The sequence below is a fragment of the Leclercia sp. LSNIH3 genome (assembly GCF_002935105.1).
GTDB lineage: Bacteria > Pseudomonadota > Gammaproteobacteria > Enterobacterales > Enterobacteriaceae > Enterobacter > Enterobacter adecarboxylatus.
This window is the reverse complement of sequence record NZ_CP026387.1, coordinates 3,627,876-3,651,291: the sequence shown is the minus strand read 5'-3', so window position 1 is coordinate 3,651,291 and position 23,416 is coordinate 3,627,876. Positions and strand designations below refer to the sequence as shown.

Annotated in this window: 21 protein-coding genes; 5 read left to right on the top strand and 16 right to left on the bottom strand. The window is 56.8% G+C overall.

The window, feature by feature from the left end:
• Positions 1-353 precede the first annotated feature (353 nt).
• Positions 354-776, top strand: a complete 423-nt coding sequence (locus tag C3F35_RS17745) for a DoxX family protein (RefSeq protein ID WP_059307394.1) — start codon at positions 354-356, stop codon at positions 774-776.
• A 46-nt stretch (positions 777-822) separates the two neighbouring features.
• Here the strand turns inward: C3F35_RS17745 and glyA are convergent, their stop codons facing one another.
• Entirely contained in the window at positions 823-2,076 is a 1,254-nt protein-coding gene (gene glyA, locus C3F35_RS17740; protein WP_032613146.1) for a serine hydroxymethyltransferase, read from the bottom strand.
• A 306-nt stretch (positions 2,077-2,382) separates the two neighbouring features.
• On the opposite strand from glyA, the gene hmpA reads away from it, so the two are divergent.
• The gene (hmpA, locus tag C3F35_RS17730; RefSeq protein ID WP_032613148.1) at positions 2,383-3,573 is read left to right on the top strand and encodes an NO-inducible flavohemoprotein; all 1,191 of its coding nucleotides are present in this window, start codon (positions 2,383-2,385) and stop codon (positions 3,571-3,573) included.
• 107 nt (positions 3,574-3,680) lie between these two features.
• Here hmpA and glnB read toward each other — a convergent pair whose 3' ends face one another.
• From glnB to purL, 5 genes are all read right to left on the bottom strand, one after another.
• Entirely contained in the window at positions 3,681-4,019 is a 339-nt protein-coding gene (gene glnB / locus C3F35_RS17725) for a nitrogen regulatory protein P-II (protein ID WP_032613150.1), read from the bottom strand.
• Positions 4,020-4,098: 79 nt separating this feature from the next.
• Positions 4,099-5,436, bottom strand: coding sequence for a two-component system response regulator GlrR (glrR, locus tag C3F35_RS17720; RefSeq protein ID WP_103793075.1), 1,338 nt, complete (start codon positions 5,434-5,436; stop codon positions 4,099-4,101).
• Complete coding sequence (qseG, locus tag C3F35_RS17715) at positions 5,433-6,191, bottom strand: two-component system QseEF-associated lipoprotein QseG (RefSeq protein ID WP_103793076.1); 759 nt, start codon at positions 6,189-6,191, stop codon at positions 5,433-5,435. The genes glrR and qseG overlap by 4 nt, the downstream gene beginning before the upstream one ends.
• Entirely contained in the window at positions 6,188-7,621 is a 1,434-nt protein-coding gene (qseE, locus tag C3F35_RS17710) for a two component system sensor histidine kinase QseE/GlrK (RefSeq protein WP_032613156.1), read from the bottom strand. Before qseE ends, qseG begins: the two co-directional genes overlap by 4 nt.
• A 577-nt stretch (positions 7,622-8,198) precedes the next feature.
• Positions 8,199-12,086, bottom strand: a complete 3,888-nt coding sequence (gene purL / locus C3F35_RS17705) for a phosphoribosylformylglycinamidine synthase (protein ID WP_103793077.1) — start codon at positions 12,084-12,086, stop codon at positions 8,199-8,201.
• Between the two features lie 257 nt (positions 12,087-12,343).
• On the opposite strand from purL, the gene mltF reads away from it, so the two are divergent.
• A complete protein-coding gene (gene mltF / locus C3F35_RS17700) occupies positions 12,344-13,900 on the top strand; it encodes a membrane-bound lytic murein transglycosylase MltF (RefSeq protein ID WP_146054053.1) in 1,557 nt (518 codons plus the stop codon).
• Here the strand turns inward: mltF and tadA are convergent.
• The 4 genes from tadA to murQ are packed head-to-tail and all read right to left on the bottom strand — an operon-like array spanning position 13,782 to position 17,247.
• Positions 13,782-14,321, bottom strand: a complete 540-nt coding sequence (gene tadA, locus C3F35_RS17695) for a tRNA adenosine(34) deaminase TadA (RefSeq protein ID WP_071886428.1) — start codon at positions 14,319-14,321, stop codon at positions 13,782-13,784. The genes mltF and tadA overlap by 119 nt on opposite strands.
• A 30-nt stretch (positions 14,322-14,351) precedes the next feature.
• Positions 14,352-14,987 carry a phosphatidylglycerophosphatase C gene (yfhb, locus tag C3F35_RS17690; RefSeq protein WP_032613162.1) on the bottom strand — a complete coding sequence of 212 codons (636 nt, stop codon included), beginning with the start codon at positions 14,985-14,987 and terminating at the stop codon, positions 14,352-14,354.
• Positions 14,988-14,990: 3 nt separating this feature from the next.
• Entirely contained in the window at positions 14,991-16,343 is a 1,353-nt protein-coding gene (locus C3F35_RS17685; RefSeq protein ID WP_103793078.1) for a PTS transporter subunit EIIC, read from the bottom strand.
• Between the two features lie 10 nt (positions 16,344-16,353).
• On the bottom strand, positions 16,354-17,247 hold the full coding sequence (gene murQ / locus C3F35_RS17680; RefSeq protein ID WP_032613166.1) for an N-acetylmuramic acid 6-phosphate etherase: 894 nt from the start codon (positions 17,245-17,247) through the stop codon (positions 16,354-16,356).
• A gap of 118 nt (positions 17,248-17,365) precedes the next feature.
• Between murQ and C3F35_RS17675 the strand changes: the two genes are divergently transcribed.
• Positions 17,366-18,214, top strand: a complete 849-nt coding sequence (locus tag C3F35_RS17675; protein ID WP_032613168.1) for a MurR/RpiR family transcriptional regulator — start codon at positions 17,366-17,368, stop codon at positions 18,212-18,214.
• A 56-nt stretch (positions 18,215-18,270) separates the two neighbouring features.
• Positions 18,271-18,531, top strand: a complete 261-nt coding sequence (locus C3F35_RS17670; RefSeq protein WP_032613169.1) for a YfhL family 4Fe-4S dicluster ferredoxin — start codon at positions 18,271-18,273, stop codon at positions 18,529-18,531.
• Here C3F35_RS17670 and acpS read toward each other — a convergent pair.
• The 6 genes from acpS to lepB form a co-directional block, all read right to left on the bottom strand.
• The gene (acpS, locus tag C3F35_RS17665) at positions 18,528-18,908 is read right to left on the bottom strand and encodes a holo-ACP synthase (RefSeq protein WP_059307388.1); all 381 of its coding nucleotides are present in this window, start codon (positions 18,906-18,908) and stop codon (positions 18,528-18,530) included. The genes C3F35_RS17670 and acpS overlap by 4 nt on opposite strands.
• A complete protein-coding gene (gene pdxJ, locus C3F35_RS17660; protein WP_032613171.1) occupies positions 18,908-19,639 on the bottom strand; it encodes a pyridoxine 5'-phosphate synthase in 732 nt (243 codons plus the stop codon). Before pdxJ ends, acpS begins: the two co-directional genes overlap by 1 nt.
• 89 nt (positions 19,640-19,728) lie before the next feature.
• Entirely contained in the window at positions 19,729-20,436 is a 708-nt protein-coding gene (gene recO, locus C3F35_RS17655) for a DNA repair protein RecO (protein ID WP_032613220.1), read from the bottom strand.
• A gap of 198 nt (positions 20,437-20,634) precedes the next feature.
• On the bottom strand, positions 20,635-21,540 hold the full coding sequence (era, locus tag C3F35_RS17645) for a GTPase Era (RefSeq protein WP_032613173.1): 906 nt from the start codon (positions 21,538-21,540) through the stop codon (positions 20,635-20,637).
• Positions 21,537-22,217, bottom strand: coding sequence for a ribonuclease III (gene rnc, locus C3F35_RS17640; protein ID WP_032613175.1), 681 nt, complete (start codon positions 22,215-22,217; stop codon positions 21,537-21,539). The genes era and rnc overlap by 4 nt, the downstream gene beginning before the upstream one ends.
• A gap of 223 nt (positions 22,218-22,440) precedes the next feature.
• Positions 22,441-23,415, bottom strand: coding sequence for a signal peptidase I (gene lepB, locus C3F35_RS17630; protein ID WP_032613177.1), 975 nt, complete (start codon positions 23,413-23,415; stop codon positions 22,441-22,443).
• Position 23,416 lies beyond the last annotated feature (1 nt).

Here is a 23,416-nt window from a genome sequence, read left to right as displayed (position 1 = left end):
GCGGTAAAAACAGGCTGGCGCAAGCGGGTATTAACAGCTGATTAACAGGTGCTGGCGATGCTCGCGACGAAAATCTCCACCGTGCTGTCGCTTTCATCCCTGCCACCGGCTGCTCGTGGATAAGGAAAAAGCGCGCCTGTAATCCGCCGCCCTGCGGGTTACTGCGGTAGCGACAGATCATCGGCACCGGTTATTTATTGGTGGAAGATACACCGGAGGCAGGCTAACGGGCACATGCCGCAGTCAGGCAAATTTAAATCACCCTAACGCCTGATTTATGAGGGAAAGCTGAATGGCGGGGCGGCATTTTGTGTATTAGCTTTAAGATAAATGCCCTGCATAGCGAGCCTGCCATGAACAGTTTACGGTATTTCGATTTTGGTCAGTCCCGGGCGCTGATTCTGTTGATCGCCCGTCTCGCCCTCATCCTGCTGTTTATTATATTCGGTGTGCCAAAGATGTTCGGTTTCGACGGCACGGTGCAATACATGGCGAAGCTGGGCGCCCCGATGCCGATGCTGGCGGCCATCGTGGCGGTGATCATGGAAGTGCCCGCCGCCATTCTGATCGTGCTCGGCTTTTTTACCCGCCCGCTGGCAGTGCTGTTTGTCTTTTATACCCTGGGTACGGCGGTGATTGGTCACCACTACTGGGATATGAGTGGCGATGCGGTAATGCCGAATATGATTAACTTCTTTAAGAACATCAGTATTGCTGGCGGTTTTCTGCTGCTGGCGGTTGCCGGGCCAGGCGCTATCTCTATCGACCGACGTTAGCCATAAAAAAAGGCCGCATACGCGGCCTTTATTCTGCGGGGCAGACTTATGCGTATACCGGGAAGCGCGCGCAGATATCCAGCACTTTGGCTTTCACGCGTTCGATAACGGCTTCGTCATTGATGTTGTCCAGCACGTCACACATCCAGCCAGCCAGCTCTTTCACTTCCGCTTCTTTAAAGCCGCGGCGAGTAACAGCCGGAGAACCGATACGGATACCGGAGGTCACGAACGGACTCTTCGGATCGTTTGGTACGCTGTTTTTGTTGACGGTGATGTTGGCGCGGCCCAGGGCAGCGTCAGCTTCTTTACCGGTCAGGTTTTTATCAACCAGATCCAGCAGGAACAGGTGGTTTTCAGTCCCGCCGGAGACCACTTTGTAGCCACGGTTCAGGAACACTTCCACCATCGCTTTGGCGTTCTTAGCAACCTGCTGCTGGTAAACTTTGAACTCAGGCTCCATCGCTTCTTTCAGCGCCACAGCTTTCGCGGCGATGACGTGCATCAGTGGGCCGCCCTGCGCGCTTGGGAAGACTGCGGAGTTCAGTTTTTTATACAGCTCTTCGTCACCGCCCTTCGCCAGGATCAGGCCACCGCGTGGACCCGCCAGGGTTTTGTGGGTGGTAGTGGTAACGACGTGCGCGTGTGGAACCGGGTTCGGGTAAACACCTGCGGCAATCAGACCGGCAACGTGCGCCATGTCCACGAACAGGTAAGCACCGATGCTGTCGGCGATTTCACGCATTTTTGCCCAGTCAACCACACCGGAGTAAGCAGAGAAGCCACCGATGATCATCTTCGGCTTGTGCTCTTTAGCCTGCTTCGCCATGTCTTCGTAGTCGATTTTACCGGACTCATCGATACCGTAAGGGATGATGTTGTACAGCTTGCCGGAGAAGTTAACCGGGGAGCCGTGAGTCAGGTGGCCGCCCTGCGCCAGGTTCATACCCAGCACGGTATCGCCCGGCTGCAGCAGCGCGGTGTAAACAGCGAAGTTAGCCTGAGAGCCAGAGTGCGGTTGGACGTTCGCGTAGTCTGCGCCAAACAGCTCTTTAGCACGGTCAATCGCCAGCTGTTCAACGATATCAACGTACTCGCAACCGCCGTAGTAGCGCTTGCCCGGGTAACCTTCAGCGTATTTGTTGGTCAGCTGAGAACCCTGCGCCTGCATAACGCGCGGGCTGGTATAGTTTTCGGAGGCGATCAGTTCGATGTGCTCTTCCTGACGTACTTTTTCCTGCTCCATAGCCTGCCACAGTTCGGCATCATAATCGGCAATGTTCATTTCACGCTTTAACATCCGCATCTCCTGACTCAGCTAACAAGTAAATTTTTGCCTGAAAAAAGGCGGTCCAGTTGGACGACGGGCAACAGTATAACTGATTAGCAGAGTGATAACAGGTCTTGACAAACGATTTTACGCAAACGTTTACCTACCCGCCACGCAAGGGTTTGAGGAATAACGCTCTCCCCTTGTAAAGCGGATTTCTTTTCAGGTTTGTGATGCAGCTAATTCATGTTGCAAAGAACCATTTACAACGCAGGGTTATTTTCTATAAGATGCATATAAAATACATCATTAGAGTAACATTTGAAGGAAGCTGCTATGTTAGACGCCCAAACCATCGCTACCGTTAAAGCCACTATTCCCCTGCTGGTCGAAACCGGACCTAAACTCACCGCCCATTTCTACGATCGCATGTTCGCGCACAACCCGGAGCTTAAAGAGATTTTCAACATGAGCAACCAGCGTAACGGCGATCAGCGTGAAGCGTTGTTCAACGCCATCGCCGCCTACGCCAGCAACATTGAGAATCTGCCGGCGCTGCTGCCAGCGGTGGAAAAAATTGCCCAGAAACACACCAGCTTCCAGATCAAACCGGAGCAGTACAACATCGTTGGCAGTCACCTGCTGGCTACCCTGGATGAGATGTTCAGCCCGGGTCAGGAAGTGCTGGATGCGTGGGGCAAAGCCTACGGCGTGCTGGCTAACGTCTTTATCAACCGGGAAGCAGAGATTTACAGTGAGCACGCCAGTAAGAATGGCGGCTGGGAAGGCACCCGCGCCTTCCGTATCGTAGAAAAAACCCCGCGCAGCGCGCTTATCACCAGCTTTGAATTCGAGCCAGTCGACGGCAAGCCGGTTGCCGACTACCAGCCGGGCCAGTATCTGGGCGTGTGGCTGAAGCCGGAAGGCTTCCCGCATCAGGAGATCCGTCAGTACTCCCTGACCCGCAAGCCAAACGGCAAAGGCTATCGTATTGCGGTGAAACGCGAAGAAGGCGGTCAGGTTTCTACCTGGCTGCATGACAAAGCCAACGTCGGTGATGTGGTGCATCTGGCAGCGCCAGCAGGCGATTTCTTTATGGCGGTGGAATCTACTACGCCGGTGACGCTGATCTCTGCCGGGGTCGGTCAGACCCCAATGCTGGCGATGCTGGATACGCTGGCGAAATCGCAGCATAACGCGCAGGTAAACTGGTTCCATGCGGCTGAAAATGGCGATGTGCATGCGTTTGACGATGAGGTTAAAACCATTGCCGCCGATCTGGCGAACTTTAATGCGCACACCTGGTATCGTCAGCCGAGCGACAACGATCGTGCCCTGGCGCTGTTTGGCAGCGAAGGCCTGATGAATTTAGGCCACTATAAAGCGCTGTTCAGCGCCCCGGATATGCAGTTCTATGTCTGTGGTCCGGTGGTGTTTATGCAGTTTGCCGCCCAGCAACTCCTTGAGCTGGGCGTGAACAAAGACAACATTCACTACGAATGTTTCGGCCCGCATAAAGTGCTGTAATGCAAAAGCCCCTCAGAAGAGGGGCTTTTTTTGGCCTGGCGGCGCTGCGCTTGTGCAGGCCGACGGGTTGTACAGGCCGGGTACGCGCTGCGCCACCCGGTGAAGTTTTAGATCGCTGCGTCGTCTTCTTCGCCGGTACGGATACGGATCACGCGCGCCACGTCAAAGACGAAGATCTTGCCGTCACCAATTTTGCCGGTCTGCGCCGTGCGGATGATGGTATCCACACAGGTTTCAACGATGTCGTCAGACACCACGATTTCAATTTTTACCTTCGGCAGGAAATCGACCATGTATTCCGCGCCACGGTACAGTTCAGTGTGGCCCTTCTGACGACCAAAGCCTTTCACCTCTGTCACCGTCATGCCGGTGATGCCTACTTCTGCCAGCGCTTCACGTACATCATCCAGTTTGAAAGGTTTAATAATCGCATCAATCTTTTTCATGGTGGTCCTTAAACTTATGCCTGTCAGCTGCCTCGTAATCGGTTGCTCACAGTATCATATTCAGGCGGAATTTAGGGTATCACTCTTTAAAATCGTTTGCTTCCAGCTCGTGGCGCGACAGCAGCTTATAGAACTCGGTGCGGTTGCGCCCGGCCATGCGTGCAGCATGGGTCACGTTGCCTTTGGTGATCTGCAGCAACTTACGCAGATAGTTAAGTTCAAACTGGTTGCGGGCCTCGACGAAGGTCGGCAGGGCGGTGTTTTCCCCCTCCAGCGCCTGCTCTACCAACGCATCGCTGATGACCGGCGAGGAGGTGAGCGCCACGCACTGCTCAATCACGTTCACCAGCTGGCGCACGTTGCCGGGCCAACTGGCGGTCATCAGCCGCTTCATCGCGTCGGTGGAGAACGCCCGCACAAAAGGCTTATGCCGCTCGGCAGACTGGCGCAACAGCTGGGTAGCCAGCAGCGGAATATCTTCCGCCCGCTCAGCCAGCGCCGGGATCTTCAGGTTGACCACATTGAGACGATAGAAGAGGTCCTTGCGGAACTCGTTGCGCGCCATTGCCTTAGGCAGATCCCGGTGGGTAGCCGAGATAATGCGCACATTGATGTCGATATCGCGGTTACTGCCGAGCGGCCTGACCTTGCGCTCCTGCAAAACGCGCAGCAGTTTGACCTGCAGAGGCGCAGGCATATCGCCAATTTCATCGAGGAACAACGTACCGCCTTCCGCGGCCTGGAACAGCCCTTCCCGGCTGCTGACCGCGCCGGTAAAAGCACCGCGCGCATGACCAAACAGCTCTGACTCCAACAGTTGCTCGGGCAGTGCCCCGCAGTTGATGGCAATAAAGGCATTTTTGCCGCGCGGACTGGCGTTGTGAATGGCCTGGGCGAGGATCTCTTTCCCGGTGCCGCTCTGGCCGTTAATCAGTACGCTGACATCGGATTGCGCCACCATCCGCGCCTGCTCCAGCAGCCGCAGCATGATTGGACTGCGGGTAACAATCGACTCCCGCCACGTCTCATCGCCGGACGGCGCGGCATGCTCCAGCGCATCATCGATCGCTTTGTAGAGCGCATCTTTGTCCACCGGCTTGGTAAGGAAGCTAAAGACCCCCTGCTGGGTGGCCGCAACTGCATCCGGGATCGAGCCGTGGGCGGTGAGGATAATCACCGGCATGCCGGGCTGCAGCTTCTGGATCTCGGTAAACAGCTGCATGCCGTCCATTTCATCCATCCGCAGATCGCTGATGACCAGATCGATCTTCTCGCGCCCCAGCACCTTCAGCCCTTCCTGACCGCTTTCGGCGGTCACCACACTGTAACCTTCGCTCACCAGACGCATGCCCAGCAGCTTCAGCAAGCCAGGGTCGTCATCCACCAGCAAAAGATGCGCAGGTTTTCGGCTTGTCATGGCTTTCCGTCCTCTTGTTTCGGGGTCTCCGCCGCGTCGCTATCAACGGGGGATGTCGCACTCTTCGGCGCATCTGGCAGATAGTTACTGACCGGCTTACGGGTGGAGAGCTGCCGTTCAATATCGGTCAGGTTTTCCAGCTTCCGGGTGGTGGTATCCAGCTGCGTGCGTAAATATTGCTGCTGCTGGCGCAGGGTATCCAGTTCGCCGTCGGTCGTCTGCTGTAGTTTGCCGTAGCGGGAACGCTCCTCTGCCAGCTGCAGCTGCAATACCTGCCCATGTCGCCACAGTTGATACAGCGGGCGCACCTGGGCGGGGATCTGCGGGCTTAGTGCATCCAGCCGGGTGGTCAACGTTCGCCGCTCCACCGGGTTAATTTTGGCATTCGCCAGCAGGATGCCGCGTTTAAAGCTCTCCTGCCAGGTGTCATCGGTCCATCCGCGCGCCTCTGCACGCGCGGCGACGGGTGAGAGGCGATCCGCGCAGTCCATGCCGCGCAGCCAGTAGAGCGGGTTACTGTCGGTCTCTTTACCGTGCAGCTGCCAGATATTATTGCAGTCGGTAGAAAGGAAATCTGCCAGCTGATGTTCAGGCAATTTTTCATCCTGCTTGTCGCTGATAGCGGGGACCGGCGCATGGGTGACGCATCCGGCCAACAGCAGGCAGGGAAGGCTCAGGCGGATAAAGTGGGCGGAAAATACCGCGCTAATGGCGCGGGAAAAGACGTGTGACATACTCACCAGACTTAGATTCATTTCAGTGATTTTTCCGACTCAAGCGGCAGTTCGATGCGAAAACAGACATCGGTACGGTCGTCAGTGACAAGATTAAGCTCTCCCTGCATACGACGAATACAGTCGCGGGCGATGCTCAACCCCAGACCGCTTCCCTTAACCGCCCCTTTGCGCTGATGGCTACCCTGGTAAAAGGGTTCGAAAATCATCGCTTTTTCATCGTCGGGGATCGGGTTTCCGGTGTTGGCCACATCGATACAGACTCGCGAGCCGCGCGTAAAACTGCGAATATAAATGGTACCGGATTCAATGCCATAGTGCACCGCGTTGGAATAAAGATTATCCAGCACGCTCATCAGTAGCATGGGTTCGGCTAAACAGGCGGGCGTCGAAAGTGCCAGCTCAGTATGCATCATTTTAGCGCGTGCAGGCAGGCTGTGAGCGGAGAGCACCATATCTACCAGCGGTGCCAACTCTACCCGTTCCAGCTCGGGCATGCCGTCGGCCAGTTTTCGGTTGTAGTCGAGCAACTGCTCAATCAGCTTTTGCAGATTACGGCTGCTGGCATCGAGGATCTCTACAATCTCTCCCTGCTCCGGTGTCAGCGGTCCGGCCACCTCGTCAGCCAGCAGCTCGGTGCCCTCACGCATACTGGCGAGAGGGGTTTTCAGTTCGTGGGAGATATGGCGTAAAAACTGGTGGCGCTGGGATTCGAGCCACGCCAGCCGCTCTGAGAGCCAGATGATGCGTTGCCCAACCGAGCGTAACTCGCGCGGGCCGGTAAAGACCACGGTATTGCCCAGCGAGCGCCCCTCCCCCAGTCGGTTAATCATCCGCTCGATGCCTTTGACCGGGCCGATGATCATACGGGTAAAGAGCAGGACCAGCCCCAGGCTGACCAGAAACAGCACCAGTGCCTGCCAGCCAAAGAACTGGCCTCGCTCGGCAATTTCCTGCTGAAGCTGTTGCCCGCGGGAGAAGATCACCGCCCGGGTCGCCTGCACCATCTCGGCATTCGCATTGGCGAAAGCCTCCAGCTTTAACGCAGCCAGCGCATCGGGGCCACTATTGAGACACTGGAGCTGCGACAGCGCATTGATATCCTGGCGTAATGCCTGGTAAAGCTTATCGTCCGGTAACACGCCGGCATGGGCGTCGAGCATTTCGCTGTAGCGCTTACGCTGATTCTGGTACACCCGCGCCAGGGTTTGATCGTCAAGCACGCAATACTGCCGGTAGCTGCGTTCCATCTCCAGCGCGGCATTGGTCATCGCCTCGCTGCGGCGGGCATCAATCAGGGTGGTCCGGTTGGTAAGCGCCGCCTGGGCGCTGAGGGCATTCAGGCTTTGCCATGCCTGCCATGCAAGCACCAGCAGAGGCAGCAGGATCAGCAGAAATGCCATCATAACTAACTGTCGCAAGGAGCGAGGGAAAACAGGCCAGCGTTTCAACGCATTACTCTCTGTTGCGAGGGGGTAAGAGGATGCTAGCTGGACAACCCTTCAGATACAACAAAGCCGGGTTAAAAACCCGGCTTTGTTGTGGAATGAGGCGGTGCCTAACTCGACGTTTCGCCCTGGGTCTGATAAAGCAACGCTATGATCAGTAGTTGGACGGCAGGCACCTTTTTGTGCGTCATTCGAAGTTTATGTAGCACGTCCCGAAGGGGCTGACATAAGAAGGTGAATGAGCCACTGGTTATTATTATGCAACAGATGTGCCATATTGCAAATAAAAATATTAAATCGTTAATTTATATAAGATTTTATAAACTTATACGGTAATTGCGGGCGGAATGATTTTCAGGCTATCTGTCGCTTATCAGCAACACCCTGGCAGAGTTATTAGTCGTTCTATTAAAATCAATAGGTTAAATGTCGCCAATCGGCGACACCGAAAAACAGGGGTTGTCGCATATTTGCGACACCGGGAAATGACCAGCAGAACACGACGCGATGCCTTCGCCCTGCCCTCTTTCTTTTAAAGAGAAGACAAATAAAAACGGCAACCGAAGTTGCCGTTCTGAACTTAACCCAACTGCTTACGCGCGTTGCGGAAGATACGCATCCACGGGCTATCCTCGCCCCAGTTCTCCGGGTGCCAGGAGTTGCTGACGGTGCGGAACACGCGCTCAGGGTGCGGCATCATTACCGTGACGCGACCACTCTCACTGGTAACGGCGGTGATCCCGTTGGCAGAGCCGTTCGGGTTCGCCGGGTAGGTCTGCGTGACTTTACCGAAGTTATCGACAAAGCGCAGCGCCACCAGGCCTTTACTCTCCAGCTCCGCCAGATGCGCGGCGTTACGCACTTCAACTTGCCCTTCACCGTGAGATACCGCGATTGGCATCTGGGATCCCACCATCCCCTGCAGCAGCAGAGACGGGCTTTGGGTCACTTCCACCAGGCTGAAACGCGCTTCGAAGCGGTCGGACTGGTTACGCACAAAGCGCGGCCAGGCTTCACTACCCGGGATCAGCTCACGCAGGTTCGACATCATCTGGCAGCCGTTACAGACGCCCAGCGCCAGGGTCTGCGGACGGTGGAAGAAGGTTTCGAACTCGTCGCGAACGCGGTCGTTGAAGAGAATGGATTTCGCCCAGCCTTCGCCCGCGCCCAGGACGTCACCGTATGAGAAGCCGCCGCACGCCACCAGCGCCTGGAAATCGGCCAGACCGGTACGCCCTGCCAGCAGGTCACTCATGTGTACGTCGATGGCATCAAAGCCCGCACGGTGGAAGGCTGCCGCCATCTCAACGTGGGAGTTAACGCCCTGCTCGCGCAGAACGGCGACTTTCGGACGCGCCCCCCTGGCAATATACGGCGCAGCGATGTCTTCGTTGATGTCGAACGAGAGCTTCACGTTCAGGCCCGGATCATTGTCGTTGGCTTTCGCCTCGTGCTCCTGATCGGCGCATGCCGGGTTGTCACGCAGACGCTGCATCTGCCAGGTGGTCTCTGCCCACCACATGCGCAGCGTGGAGCGGCTTTCGGCAAAGACGGCCTGACCGTTGGCTTCGATGACAAAGCGATCCCCGGTCACCGCTTTACCCAGATAGTGTACGCAGTCGCCCAGACCATGCTGCGCCAGCAGCGCTTCCACTGCCTCGCGTTCGGCTGCAGGCACCTGAATCACGGCACCCAGCTCTTCGTTAAACAGCGCCGCCAGACGATCGTCTCCCAGGCTGGCAATGTTGGCTTCTACGCCGCAGTGGCCGGTAAAGGCCATCTCTGCCAGAGTCACCAGCAGACCACCATCAGAACGGTCGTGGTAGGCCAGCAGTTTGCGTTGGGCAACCAGCGCCTGAATGGCGTCGTAGAAGCCCTTCAGCTGCGCCAAGTCGCGCACGTCGGCAGCCTTGTCACCCAGCTGGCGATAAACCTGCGCCAGCGCGGTAGCGCCCAGTGCGTTGTGGCCTTTACCGAGATCAATCAGCAGCAATGCGTTGTCTTCGGTAGAGAGTTGCGGGGTGATGGTATGACGAACATCTTCCACGCGGGCGAAGGCGGTGATCACCAGCGACAGCGGCGACGTCATCTCGCGCTGCTCGCTGCCTTCCTGCCAGCGGGTTTTCATCGACATGGAGTCTTTACCCACCGGAATGGTCAGGCCCAGCGCCGGACACAACTCTTCACCTACCGCTTTCACCGCTTCGTACAGCCCGGCGTCTTCGCCCGGGTGACCCGCTGCGGCCATCCAGTTGGCGGAGAGCTTGATGCGTTTGATGTCGCCGATCTGGGTAGCGGCGATGTTGGTCAGCGCTTCACCTACGGCCAGACGGGCAGAGGCCGCGAAGTCCAGCAGAGCAACCGGGGAGCGTTCGCCCAGCGCCATCGCTTCACCATAGTAGCTGTCGAGGCTGGCGGCGGTCACCGCGCAGTTTGCCACCGGCACCTGCCACGGGCCAACCATCTGGTCGCGGGCAACCATGCCGGTTACGGTGCGGTCACCGATGGTAACGAGGAAGGTTTTTTCTGCCACAGCTGGCAGATGCAGAACGCGGTTTACCGCCTCGGCAACCGTCACGCCTTGCAGGTCGAGGGCTTTGCCGCTCGCTTTGCGGGTCTGTACGTCGCGGGTCATCTTCGGCGTTTTGCCCAGCAGCACGTCCAGCGGCAGGTCAATCGGCTGGTTGTCGAAGTGGGTATCGCTCAGGGAGAGGTGCATCTCTTCGGTGGCTTCACCGATTACCGCGTACGGGGCGCGCTCGCGGCGGCACAGTTCATCGAACAGGGGCAACTGATCCGGGGCAACGGCCAGCACGTAGCGTTCCTGGGATTCGTTACACCAAATCTCCAGCGGGCTCATGCCTGGCTCATCGCTCAGGATGTCGCGCAGGTTAAAGCGGCCGCCGCGGTTACCATCACTTACCAGCTCCGGCATGGCGTTGGAGAGACCACCCGCGCCCACGTCGTGAATAAACAGGATCGGGTTGGCGTCGCCGAGCTGCCAGCAGCGGTCGATCACTTCCTGGCAGCGGCGCTCCATCTCCGGGTTGTCGCGCTGTACGGAGGCAAAATCGAGATCCGCATCAGACTGACCGGATGCCATCGACGATGCCGCTCCGCCGCCAAGACCGATGTTCATCGCCGGGCCGCCCAGGACGATCAGCTTCGCACCGACGACGATCTCGCCTTTCTGTACGTGATCGGCGCGGATATTGCCGATCCCGCCTGCCAGCATGATCGGTTTGTGGTAACCGCGCAGCTCTTCGCCGTTGTGGCTGTCCACTTTCTCTTCGTAGGTACGGAAGTAACCGTTCAGGGCCGGACGGCCAAATTCATTGTTAAACGCCGCGCCACCCAGCGGGCCGTCGGTCATGATATCCAGCGCGGTCACAATGCGCTCTGGCTTGCCGAAGTCCTCTTCCCACGGCTGTTCAAAGCCCGGGATACGCAGGTTGGAAACGGAAAAGCCCACCAGACCCGCTTTGGGTTTTGCCCCACGGCCGGTGGCGCCTTCGTCACGGATTTCGCCGCCGGAACCGGTCGCCGCACCCGGCCATGGCGAAATCGCCGTCGGGTGGTTGTGTGTTTCAACCTTCATCAGGATGTGCGCAGGCTCCTGATGGAAGTCATAGCGCCCTGCTTCGCGATCGGCGAAGAAGCGGCCCACCTCGGAACCTTCCATCACCGCGGCGTTGTCTTTATAGGCAGACAGCACGTGGTCAGGGGTTTTTTCCATGGTGTTTTTGATCATTTTGAACAGCGACTTCGGCTGCTGCTCACCGTCGATAACCCAGTCGGCGTTAAAAATCTTGTGGCGGCAGTGCTCGGAGTTAGCCTGCGCGAACATATAGAGTTCGATATCGTTCGGGTTGCGGTTCAGCTTAACGAAAGCATCCTGCAGATAATCAATTTCATCGTCGGCCAGCGCCAGGCCCAGACGCAGGTTGGCGTCAATCAGCGCCTGACGGCCTTCACCCAGCAGGTCCACGCTCTGAACTGGCGCAGGCTGGTGGTGAGAGAAGAGTTGCTGCGCATCATCCAGAGAGGCAAACACGCTCTCCATCATGCGGTCGTGCAATTCGCTTGCCACAACGGCCCACTGGGCGTCAGTCAGGGTGGAGGCTTCAACGTAATACGCCACGCCGCGTTCCAGACGATCAATCTGGCTCAGACCACAGTTGCGGGCGATGTCGGTTGCTTTAGAAGACCAGGGGGAGATGGTGCCCGGACGAGGCGTAACCAGCAGAAGTTTACCGTTCGGGGTATGGCTGCTCAGGCTTGGGCCGTACTTCAGCAGGCGCTCAAGGCGAACTAAATCCTCTGCCGTTAAGGGAGCATTCAGGTCAGCAAAATGGACATACTCAGCGTAAATATTGCTTACCGGAAGGTCGGCCGCCTGAAAACGTGCCAGCAGTTTGTTGATACGGAAGGCAGACAGTGCAGGCGAACCACGCAGAATTTCCATCATAAGTCTCTCGTCTTCGAAGCGCCGGAGGCGCTTACAGTGTGCGCAAGGGGGGAAAACGGGCGCCATTATAGTGGATCCTGCGCGCCGACGAAACCGTTTGCGTCGTAATAAAATCGTTGCCGCCATTTAAGCCTTTCCCGCTAATAAGTTGCCAAGTGGCGTAACTTTACGCAAAATGCCGCGAAATCTTTGGTAATACTTGTTTTTACTGTGGCGACAACAAACCAAAATAATAGACTGCTCATAGAATCAACTTATTGAAAAAATTAAAGATTAATTATCTGTTCATCGGCATAGTTACCTTGCTGCTGGCAGCGGCCCTTTGGCCTTCAATCCCCTGGTTCGGCAAGGCCGACAATCGCATCGCCGCCATTCAGGCGCGGGGGGAGCTGCGCGTCAGTACTATCTCTTCGCCGTTGACCTACACCGCGATCAACAACAAAGTGATTGGCCTGGACTACGAGCTGGCGCAGCACTTTGCTGACTACCTGGGCGTAAAGCTCAAAATGACCGTGCGCCAGAACATCAGCCAGCTGTTTGACGATCTGGACAACGGCGATGCCGATATGCTGGCCGCCGGGCTGGTCTATAACAGCGAGCGCAGTAAAAACTATCAACCAGGCCCCACTTTTTATTCCGTCTCGCAGCAGCTGGTCTATCGCGTCGGCAGCCTGCGTCCGCGCTCTCTTGCCAGCCTCACGGCTGACCAGCTCACCATTGCCCCCGGGCATGTGGTGATTGACGATCTGCGGGCATTGAAAGAGAAAAAGTATCCCGACCTTAACTGGAGGGTGGATGAGAAGCTGGGCACCACGGCGCTGCTGGGGCTGGTCGCCGACGGTAAACTGCCCTACACCATCGCGGACTCGGTAGCCATCAGCCTGTTCCAGCGTGTTCACCCGGAACTGGCGGTGGCGCTGGATGTCACTGACGAGCAGCCCGTCACCTGGTTCAGCCCCCTCGATGCTGACCAGACGCTCTCCGCTGCAATGCTCGATTTCTTCAACGGAATGAATGAGGACGGCACCCTGGCGCGTCTGGAGGAGAAATACCTCGGTCATGGCGATGACTTTGACTATGTGGATACCCGCAGCTTCCTGCGGGCGGTAGATAATGTCCTGCCGGATCTCAAGCCGCTGTTTGAGAAGTACGCTCAGGAGATCGACTGGCGCCTGCTGGCAGCCATCTCGTATCAGGAATCACACTGGGATGCCCTCGCCACCTCGCCCACCGGCGTGCGCGGCCTGATGATGCTGACCAAAAATACCGCCCAGAGCCTGGGTCTCACCGACCGTACCGATGCCGAACAGAGCATCAGCGGCGGTGCGCGCTACCTGCAGGATATGATGGATAAGGTGCCGGAGACGGTGCCGGAAGAGGAGCGGATCTGGTTTGCGCTGGCGGCCTACAACATGGGATATGCCCATATGATCGACGCCCGCGCCCTGACGGCAAAAACCAAAGGCAATGCCGATAGCTGGTCAGACGTCAAACAGCGACTGCCGCTGCTGAGCCAGAAGCCGTATTACAGCAAGTTAACCTATGGCTATGCGCGCGGCCACGAGGCCTACGCCTACGTGGAAAATATCCGTAAATACCAGATTAGCCTGGTGGGGTATTTGATGGAGAAAGAGAGAGAGGCGCAGGCAACACAGCAGCTGGCGCAAAGTTATCCGGTGGTGTCGCCGGATGAACTTACTCGCCCGATAACTTCAATTCTGCCTTTTGTCGCTTTTTCTGCTGACGCCGCATTCGAAAGAACTCACTTAGCATCTCCGAACACGCTGGTGCCAGCACCCCACCCATCACATTGACCTGATGGTTCATGCCGGGATGTCGGAGCACGTCCAGCAGCGAACCTGCCGCACCGGTTTTTTCATCTGACGCGCCATACACCACCGTGCCGATCCGGCTGTGGATCATGGCACCGGAGCACATGACGCAAGGTTCGAGGGTGACATAGAGCGTGGTGTCCAGCAGGCGGTAGTTTTGCAGCACCAGTCCACCCTGGCGCAGGGCCATGATTTCGGCATGGGCGGTGGGATCGTGACGTCCAATCGGGCGATTCCAGCCTTCGCCAATCACCTGGTTATTGTGGACCAGCACGGCGCCCACCGGGACTTCACCCTCTTCCCAGGCACGTTTGGCAAGCTGGAGCGCATGGCGCATCCAGTATTCATGATTGAGTTCAAGGTCGGACAACGCAGCATACTCCAGTCTGAAAAGCGGGCGCATTATACACACCCGCTATGCATAATCACACACTCATTCCAGTTGCTGAAGTTCGCCAAGGGGCGTGACGCGCCAGCGGTGCTGGCAGAAGTAAAGGAGGGGGTTGTCCTGCTTACTGTCGCTGTAGCCGCTGTAGAGCCGCAGCGGGGTGCCAATTTTCTTCTCCAGCTGCACCACCTTTTCGTGGCCGAGGCAGCGCATGGTCAGCACCCAGCCACCGTACGCACGCCCCATCTGGGTGGCAATCAGGTTGACGCGCGGCAGCCAGGGGGTATCGAAATAGACCTGCTCGACCAGCGACTGCGGCGAGCCGGTGATCAGCCAGATATCGGCATCGTTGGCATTCAGGTAGTTGGTTAACCGCTCCTGCACCACCGGGAAGGCGGTGACATGTCCACGAAACCAGCTGACAAACTCTTTCTCCAGCTGTTTGAGCCGCGCTTCGCTGTGGCCGAAGGTGCAGCCCCACAGCAGCAGGCTCATCGGCCAGCGGGCAGCGCGGCCTTTAACCAGCAACGCGCCGCCGATAATGGGTAACAGGGGCAACACGAGCAAAGCATTCAGGGGCTGTCGGCGCAGCAAATAGCGCATAAAGGTGCCGAACATATCCTGCTGATGCAGCGTTCCGTCCAGATCAAAAAAGACTACGCGACGCTCGTGATTGGCCAAACTTTACTCCTCTGGATCATTAAACCCTAACAGCCAGGTAAACAGGAACCCGGCGATCACCGCTACCAAATAGCCTAACAGATAGAGCATGACTTTTCCGGTAACGATGGTTAATGCCAGCGGTAATCCAGAAATACCGAAGGTGATAACGGTTGCCACTTTCCAGTAACTAATGAGCGCCCCGCCGATCGCGCCCCCCAGACAGGCGCCGATAAATGGCTTGCCCAGCGGCAGGGTGACACCGAAGATCAGCGGTTCACCGATCCCCAACAGCCCGACCGGCAGCGCCCCTTTGATCACCTTTTTCAGGCGTTCATTACGGGTTTTCATCAGCACCGCAATCGCCGCGCCGATCTGCCCGACACCGGCCATCGCCAGAATAGGCAGCAGCGCGTTGTAACCATGGGCCTGTACCAGCTCAACGTGGATAGGCACCAGGCCCTGGTGTAAGCCAGTCAATACCAGCGGCAGGAAGGTGCCGGACAGTACCCCGCCCACCAGGAATCCCCCGCGATCGATAGCCCAGGAAGCGCCGTGGGCGATAGATTCCGAGATCACGCCACCCAACGGTTGGAGGGCGATGATTGCAACGCTGCCAGTGATTAAGGTTGTCAGCAGCGGATTAAAAATCAGCTCCAGCGAGCCAGGCAGAACACTGCGAAGCCTTTTCTCAATCCAGCACATCAATACTACCACCAGCAGAACGGCGATCACCCCGCCCCGCCCCGGCTGCAGCGCTTCACCAAACAGGGTGATTTGCGCCAGCTGTGGGCTGGAAAGAATCCCCGCCATAACCCCGCCCATCGCCAGCGAGCCGCCAAACACCTTGGCGGTGTTCACCCCCACCAGAATGTTCATGATGGCAAAGACCGCGCTGCCGAAGATGCCGAGGATCCCCAGCAGGTTGGGATAGTGGGTCGCGAAGTCGCCAACAATGTCCGGGCGTTTGAGGATATTTATAATCCCGGTGATCAGCCCCGAGGCAATAAAAGCCGGGATCAGCGGAATAAAGACGTTTGCCAGCTGGCGCAGCGCGTCGCTCATCGGCGCTTTATATTTGGCCTTCGCCTGCGCTTTAGTGCGCTCGGCGTCATCAATCACCGCTCCGCCCATCAGCGAACGCATGGCGTCCACCACCTGCGCGGCCTTTCCAGGGCCGACGATCAGCTGGTGTTGCTCCCCCTGCTTCACATAGCCGCTGACGCCGGGCAGTTTTTTCAGCCGCGCCAGATCGAGCTTGTTATCATCCTGAACTTCCACCCGCACCCGCGTCATGCAGTTTTCCAGACGCAGAATATTGTTCTCTCCGCCAATACCCGCAAGGATATCGCTGGCGAGGGCTACTGTTTTTTCCATGTATGCCTCTTTAGTTTTCTAATGCCGCACGTAAGAATCCCTGATGCGCGTCAAGCCTGGCGCGCGCCGCAGCGGCATCCAGCCCGCTTAAGATCATCAGAATGGCCGGTTTAACGTCATACCCGGTCTGTTTCAACACCTCTTCCGCCTCTTCACGGGAGGTGCCAGTAGCTTCCACCACCATGCGGCACGCCCTGTCGATGAGCTTCACGTTAGTGGCTTTCATGTCCACCATCAGGTTCTGATAGACCTTGCCGAATTTCACCATCGCGCCGGTAGAGATCATGTTCAGCACCAGCTTTTGCGCGGTGCCGGATTTCAGGCGGGTGGAGCCGGTTAAGGCTTCCGGGCCGACAACGGGCGAGATGGCGATCGACGCAATCTGGGCAATCGGTGAGCCCGGATTACAGGAGATCGCCACGGTGGTGCAGCCGATCTGGTTCGCAAATGCCAGGCCGCCAATCACGTACGGCGTGCGCCCGGAGGCCGCCAGCCCGACCACCAGATCCTGCGCGGTCAGGTTAAGGGCTTTGAGATCGTCTTCACCGAGCTGTTGACTGTCCTCTGCCCCTTCCACCGCCTTCAGTAATGCCCCCGGACCACCGGCAATCAGGCCGATGACCAGGCCATGCGGTACACCAAAGGTTGGTGGACATTCTGAGGCATCCAGCACCCCAAGACGCCCGCTGGTGCCCGCGCCCATGTAGATGATGCGTCCGCCCGCTTTCAGTGCGGCGGCGGCGGCATCGACGGCTTTCGCCACCTCAGGTAATGTTTCTTTCACTGCCTGCGCGACCAGCGTATCCTGTTGGTTAAAGCGATTAACCAGGTCAAGCGTGGAGAGCGCATCGAGATCCAGGGTTTGTGGATTGCGGGATTCTGATACCAGTGAGCCGAGATTCATTTTTTTGTGCCTCAAGAATTTTTAATTCATAATAGTCGCATTATAATGGAATATAAAATTCATTCAGGCGAGCAGAATTCGCATTTGCTGCACTCATCACATTTCGCCAGGAGTCCTTATGAACTGTTTAATTCGTATCCGCCAGCGATACGCGGGTTTTGCCCAGAGCGATAAAAAACTGGCGGACTTTTTGCTCACCCAGCCCGATCGCGCCCGCCACTTAAGTTCCCAGCAACTGGCAAGCGAGGCGGGAGTGAGTCAGTCCAGCGTGGTCAAATTCGCGCAAAAAATTGGGTTTAAAGGTTTTCCGGCGCTGAAGCTGGCCCTGAGCGAAGCCCTCGCCAGCAACCCTAATCCGCAATCCATGCCGGTGCACAACCAGATCCGCGGCGATGATCCGATGCGTCTGGTAGGGGAAAAGCTGATCAAGGAGAAGGTCGCGGCGATGCACGCCACGCTTGACGTCAACAGTGAAGAGAAGCTGCTGGAAAGCGTCGCCATGTTGCACGCGGCACGGCGGGTGATCCTCACCGGGATCGGGGCGTCGGGGCTGGTGGCGCGAAACTTTGGCTGGAAGTTGAACAAGATCGGCCTGATAGCCATCGTTGAGCAGGATATGCATGCCCTGCTGGCGACCGTGCAGGCAATGGCGCCTGATGATTTGTTGCTGGCGATCTCCTATTCCGGCGAACGTCGGGAGATTAACCTTGCCGCCGATGAAGCCCTGCGCGTAGGCGGGAAAATCCTGGCTATCACCGGCTTTACGCCTAATGCACTGCAGCAGCGGGCTACGCGTTGTCTGTACACTATTGCCGAAGAGCAGGCCACCCGCAGCGCGGCGATCTCCTCTACCAGCGCGCAGATGATGCTCACCGACCTGCTGTTTATGGCCCTGGTCCAGCAGGATCTGGAGCGAGCACCGGAACGCATACGTCACAGCGAAGCGCTGGTAAAAAAACTGGTTTGAGCAGGGAATGAGCGTATAATGCCCGCCCTGTTTGTGTTGTTTCTGAGAATTTCCTGATGGCGCTGTTAATCACCAAAAAATGCATCAATTGCGATATGTGCGAACCTGAATGCCCGAACCAGGCCATTTCGATGGGGGACACCATTTATGAGATTAACAGCGACCGCTGCACCGAATGCATTGGCCATTACGAGACGCCAACCTGCCAGAAGGTGTGCCCAATCCCCAATACCATCCTGAAAGATCCGGCACATTCTGAATCCGAAGAGCAGTTATGGGACAAGTTCGTCCTGATGCACCACGCGGATAAGATTTAACTTTCGATAATCACCGTGGCGCAGGCGTAATGACGTTCATCCGCCAGCGTGACGTGCATATGCGCCACACCGAGCTTTTCTGCCAGCGTTAACGCCTCGCCCCACAGCCTAAGGCGCGGTTTGCCCAACTCATCGTTAAACACTTCGAACTGATTAAACGCCAGGCCATTGCGGATCCCGGTGCCGAAAGCTTTCGCCGCCGCCTCCTTCACCGCAAAACGCTTGGCCAGAAAACGCACCGGCTGCTGGTGCGTTTCCCAGATGGCCCACTCGTTATCGCTGAGCACCCGGCGGGCAAGACGATCGCCGCTACGGGTAATCACCGCTTCGATACGGGCGATTTCAACGATATCCGTGCCTAAGCCGAGGATGGCCATTACTTGCGGGCTTCCAGCATCAGACGTTTCATCTCGGCCACCGCCTCTTTCAGGCCGCTCATCACTGCACGTCCAATAATGGCATGACCAATGTTCAGCTCGTGCATCTCCGGGATCGCGGCAATAGCTTTGACGTTATGGTACGTCAGGCCGTGACCGGCATTGACCTTGAGGCCAAGACCCGCAGCATAGGTAGCGGCTCTGGCGATGCGATCCAGCTCTTTTGCCTGGGTCGCTTCGTCTTCGGCATCGGCATAGCAGCCGGTATGGATTTCAATGTACGGCGCACCCACGTCTGCGGCGGCTTTGATCTGCGCTTCATCAGCATCGATAAACAGCGATACCAGGATCCCGGCATCGGCCAGGCGTTTGCAGGCATCACGCATCTTGTCCAGCTGACCGGCCACGTCCAGCCCGCCTTCAGTGGTCACTTCCTGGCGCTTTTCCGGCACCAGGCAGCAGAAGTGCGGTTTAGTCTCAACGGCGATGGCCAGCATCTCTTCGGTGACAGCCATCTCCAGATTCATGCGGGTGTCCAGCGTCTGGCGCAGAACACGTACGTCACGATCGGTAATATGACGACGATCTTCGCGCAGATGCACGGTAATTCCATCGGCACCCGCCTGCTCAGCAATGAATGCCGCCTGTACCGGATCAGGATAGGCCGTACCGCGCGCGTTGCGCAGGGTGGCAATGTGATCAATGTTGATGCCTAACAGTAATTCAGCCATGACAATCCTCGGTTTTATTTTGGTTCGTTTCCCCTCGCCCTGGCCCTTTCTCACTGGATGAAGGCTGGAGCCGGGGTGTACTCAATACGTTAACGCTTCGGTATAAACTGCCGAAATAATTCGCGGCTCTTAAGGGGCTTGCCACCAAGATACGGCTTGAGCGCAATACGGGTAAAGCGTTTTGCCGCCCGCAGGGTGCTGGCGTCAGGAAACTCGCGTTCTGCCAGCGCCCGTAGATCCCGTCCGGTGAAGGTGCTGTTATCAATGACAACGCTGGCGATAAAGCCCTTCTCTTCGCGATAACGGTAGGTCATGGTGTCTTCGACCGGATCGCCGCTGCCTGCACAGTGCATAAAATCGACGCCATACCCCAGATGCCCAAGCAACGCCAGCTCGAAGCGACGCAGCACAGGTTCGGGCGAGCCGGTAACACCCGCCAGCGCCTGGATACAGTGCAAATAATCGAAAAAGAGTTCAGAGAAGCGGGTCTCATGTTCAAGAACGCGCGTAATCAGCTCGTTCACATACAGACCGCTGTACAGCGTAATACCAGAGAGGGGAAGCGCCAGAGAGACAGCTTCGGCACTGCGCAGGGTTTTGACTTCCCCGCGCCCACTGAAGCGCACCAGCAGCGGGGTGAAGGGTTGTAGCGTACCCTTCAGGTTAGAACGTTTGGAACGTGCGCCTTTAGCAACAAGGCGCACGCGGCCTGATTCTTCCGTGAAGACGTCCAGCATCAGGCTGGTTTCGCTCCAGGGACGACTATGCAGTACAAATGCACGCTGCCAGCCTTCCATCATACTCGTCGTCTTTCAGGTTGCAGGCGCGTTGGCTGCGTCCGTTCACCCCAGCCAGTGAGAGGATTAAGCTCCCGGGGATTCGCGGCCATGCCGCGTGACTCAGCCTCCGGCCTCGCTCCTTCGGAGCCAGTGTAAGCGCTGTTCAAAACACGTTGTGTTTTGTCCTGCACCTCGAAAGCCATAGAGTGTGAAACGCTATACGTCGTCGCCGTAACCAAGACTGCGCAGTGCGCGCTCGTCATCGGCCCAGCCAGATTTCACTTTTACCCACAGTTCCAGGTGAACCGGGGCTTCAAACATCTCCTGCATGTCCTTACGGGCTTCAATACCGATGGTTTTGATTTTGGCACCTTTGTTGCCAATCACCATCTTCTTCTGCCCTTCGCGCTCAACGAGGATCAGCCCGTTGATGTCATAGCCGCCGCGCTCGTTGCTCTGGAAACGTTCGATTTCCACGGTCACAGAGTACGGCAGTTCAGCGCCGAGGAAACGCATCAGCTTTTCACGGATGATTTCAGACGCCATAAAGCGCTGAGAACGGTCAGTGATGTAATCTTCCGGGAAGTGATGAATCGCTTCTGGCAGATGCTTACGCACGATGCCCGCGATGGTATCGACGTTCAGACCGGTCTCGGCAGAGAGCGGAACGATATCGAGGAAGTTCATCTGGCTACCCAGCCACTGCAGATGCGGCAGCAGATCGGCTTTTTCCTGCACGTTATCAACTTTGTTGACCGCGAGGATCACTGGCGTTTTACCGTCGCGCAGCTTGTTCAGCACCATCTCGTCGTCCGGCGTCCAGCGGGTGCCTTCGACCACGAAAATGACCAGCTCAACGTCACCGATAGAGCTGCTCGCCGCCTTGTTCATCAGACGATTAATGGCGCGTTTCTCTTCCATGTGCAGACCCGGGGTATCGACATAAATAGCCTGATACGCCCCTTCGGTATGGATACCGACAATACGGTGACGGGTGGTCTGCGCCTTGCGGGAAGTGATGGAAATCTTCTGTCCCAGCAGATTATTCAGCAGGGTTGACTTGCCTACGTTCGGACGGCCGACGATGGCAACAAAACCACAGTAACTCTTTTCTTCGCTCATTCCAGCTCCAGCATTTTTAACGCCTGTTCGGCGGCAGCCTGTTCCGCCTTGCGACGGCTTGAACCTGTGCCAACCACCGGTTCACTCAGGCCACTGACCTGGCAATGGATGGTAAATTCCTGATCGTGTGCTTCGCCACGAACCTGCACCACCAGATAAGATGGCAGCGGCAGATGGCGACCCTGCAAATACTCCTGCAAACGAGTCTTTGGATCTTTCTGTTTATCACCCGGGCTGATTTCATCCAGACGCGACTGATACCAGTTCAGGATCAGCTGCTCAACCGTCTGGATATCGCTGTCGAGGAAAACGCCACCGATTAACGCTTCGACGGTATCCGCGAGAATAGATTCACGACGGAAGCCGCCGCTTTTCAGTTCGCCAGGCCCGAGTCGCAGGCACTCACCCAGTTCAAATTCACGGGCAATTTCGGCAAGCGTATTGCCACGTACCAGCGTTGCGCGCATGCGACTCATATCACCTTCGTCCACGCGCGGGAAGCGATGATAAAGCGCATTCGCAATAACAAAACTTAAAATGGAGTCGCCCAGGAATTCGAGTCTCTCATTATGTTTGCTGCTGGCACTGCGATGGGTTAATGCCTGTTGCAACAACTCCTGATGCTGAAAAGTGTAGCCCAGCTTCCGTTGAAGCCGATTAATTACGATGGGGTTCATGCGATACCAATAGAATAAATGCGTCAAAAATGCAGCACACGAAACCGTCCTGAAAAAGCCAACGCGGTTTCGTGTGCCGTGGCACTGAATCAGCGCCAACCTTAAACTTCGGGGGAATATTCTATACGCAACGACAGGGGTTGTCGTTAGTCAGAAGAGATTTATCACTGAAATAATTCACGTAGCCTCTGATTAAAGAGACTACGTGCGTATTTATCAGGAATTAGTGGATGCCGCCGATACGATTTAACCGTACGCCGGTCGGCCATTCGCCTTCCTGTTTCTCAAAGCTCATCCAGATAGTGGTCGCTTTGCCGACCAGATTCGCTTCCGGCACAAACCCCCAGTAACGGCTGTCCGCGCTGTTGTCGCGGTTATCACCCATCATGAAGTAGTGTCCCGGCGGCACAATCCAGGTCGCCAGCTGCTGCCCCTGCTGATGATAGTACATCCCCAGCTGATCCTGAGCGATGGAGACGGTCAGGATACGGTGCGTCACATCGCCCAGCGTCTCTTTACGCTCGTTCAGACGAATACCGTTCTCTTTGGTCTCGCCTTTCGGTAGCTGGAAGAATCCACTGGTCGCTTCGCCACCGTTACGACGGGCAAATGTCTGCACAAAGTCACTTGGCTCAACGCCGGAATAGGTTACTGCCAGCGCGCTTCCACAGGCCGTACCGGAACTGCATCCAGGCTGAACCGTTACCTCTTTGGAGACCGGATTATAGGTCACCTTGTCGCCCGGCACGCCAACGGTGCGTTTGATGTAATCCAGACGCGGATCGTCCGGGTATTTAAACACCACGATGTCGCCACGTTTCGGATGACCGGTTTCGATCAGCGTTTTCTGGTAGATCGGATCTTTAATGCCATAGGCAAACTTCTCCACCAGAATAAAATCACCGATCAGCAACGTTGGCATCATCGAACCGGATGGGATCTGGAAAGGTTCATAGATAAACGAACGCACCACCAGCACAATGGCCAGCACCGGAAAGACAGAAGCGCCAGTTTCCAGCCAGCCCGGCTTCGGGCTGACTTTTTTCAGGGTTTTCGCATCCAACTGGTCGCCCGTGGCCGCCTGCGCGGCGGCCTGGCGCTCGTGACGTTTCGGGGCAAAGATAAACTTATCCAGACACCACAACAGCCCTGTCACCAGGGTGGCAACCACCAGGATCAGGGCAAACATGTTCGCCATG

What these genes read in the sequence shown, in the direction of transcription:
- acpS (WP_059307388.1), bottom strand. Translation starts at nt 18,908, where the DNA reads ATGGCCATCCTCGGCTTAGGCACGGATATCGTTGAAATCGCCCGTATC.
- glyA (WP_032613146.1), bottom strand. Translation starts at nt 2,076, where the DNA reads ATGTTAAAGCGTGAAATGAACATTGCCGATTATGATGCCGAACTGTGG.
- lepB (WP_032613177.1), bottom strand. Translation starts at nt 23,415, where the DNA reads ATGGCGAACATGTTTGCCCTGATCCTGGTGGTTGCCACCCTGGTGACA.
- C3F35_RS17685 (WP_103793078.1), bottom strand. Translation starts at nt 16,343, where the DNA reads ATGGAAAAAACAGTAGCCCTCGCCAGCGATATCCTTGCGGGTATTGGC.
- recO (WP_032613220.1), bottom strand. Translation starts at nt 20,436, where the DNA reads ATGGAAGGCTGGCAGCGTGCATTTGTACTGCATAGTCGTCCCTGGAGC.
- murQ (WP_032613166.1), bottom strand. Translation starts at nt 17,247, where the DNA reads ATGAATCTCGGCTCACTGGTATCAGAATCCCGCAATCCACAAACCCTG.
- C3F35_RS17745 (WP_059307394.1), top strand. Translation starts at nt 354, where the DNA reads ATGAACAGTTTACGGTATTTCGATTTTGGTCAGTCCCGGGCGCTGATT.
- C3F35_RS17675 (WP_032613168.1), top strand. Translation starts at nt 17,366, where the DNA reads ATGAACTGTTTAATTCGTATCCGCCAGCGATACGCGGGTTTTGCCCAG.
- era (WP_032613173.1), bottom strand. Translation starts at nt 21,540, where the DNA reads ATGAGCGAAGAAAAGAGTTACTGTGGTTTTGTTGCCATCGTCGGCCGT.
- purL (WP_103793077.1), bottom strand. Translation starts at nt 12,086, where the DNA reads ATGATGGAAATTCTGCGTGGTTCGCCTGCACTGTCTGCCTTCCGTATC.
- pdxJ (WP_032613171.1), bottom strand. Translation starts at nt 19,639, where the DNA reads ATGGCTGAATTACTGTTAGGCATCAACATTGATCACATTGCCACCCTG.
- qseG (WP_103793076.1), bottom strand. Translation starts at nt 6,191, where the DNA reads ATGAATCTAAGTCTGGTGAGTATGTCACACGTCTTTTCCCGCGCCATT.
- C3F35_RS17670 (WP_032613169.1), top strand. Translation starts at nt 18,271, where the DNA reads ATGGCGCTGTTAATCACCAAAAAATGCATCAATTGCGATATGTGCGAA.
- rnc (WP_032613175.1), bottom strand. Translation starts at nt 22,217, where the DNA reads ATGAACCCCATCGTAATTAATCGGCTTCAACGGAAGCTGGGCTACACT.
- glnB (WP_032613150.1), bottom strand. Translation starts at nt 4,019, where the DNA reads ATGAAAAAGATTGATGCGATTATTAAACCTTTCAAACTGGATGATGTA.
- hmpA (WP_032613148.1), top strand. Translation starts at nt 2,383, where the DNA reads ATGTTAGACGCCCAAACCATCGCTACCGTTAAAGCCACTATTCCCCTG.
- tadA (WP_071886428.1), bottom strand. Translation starts at nt 14,321, where the DNA reads ATGCGCCCGCTTTTCAGACTGGAGTATGCTGCGTTGTCCGACCTTGAA.
- glrR (WP_103793075.1), bottom strand. Translation starts at nt 5,436, where the DNA reads ATGACAAGCCGAAAACCTGCGCATCTTTTGCTGGTGGATGACGACCCT.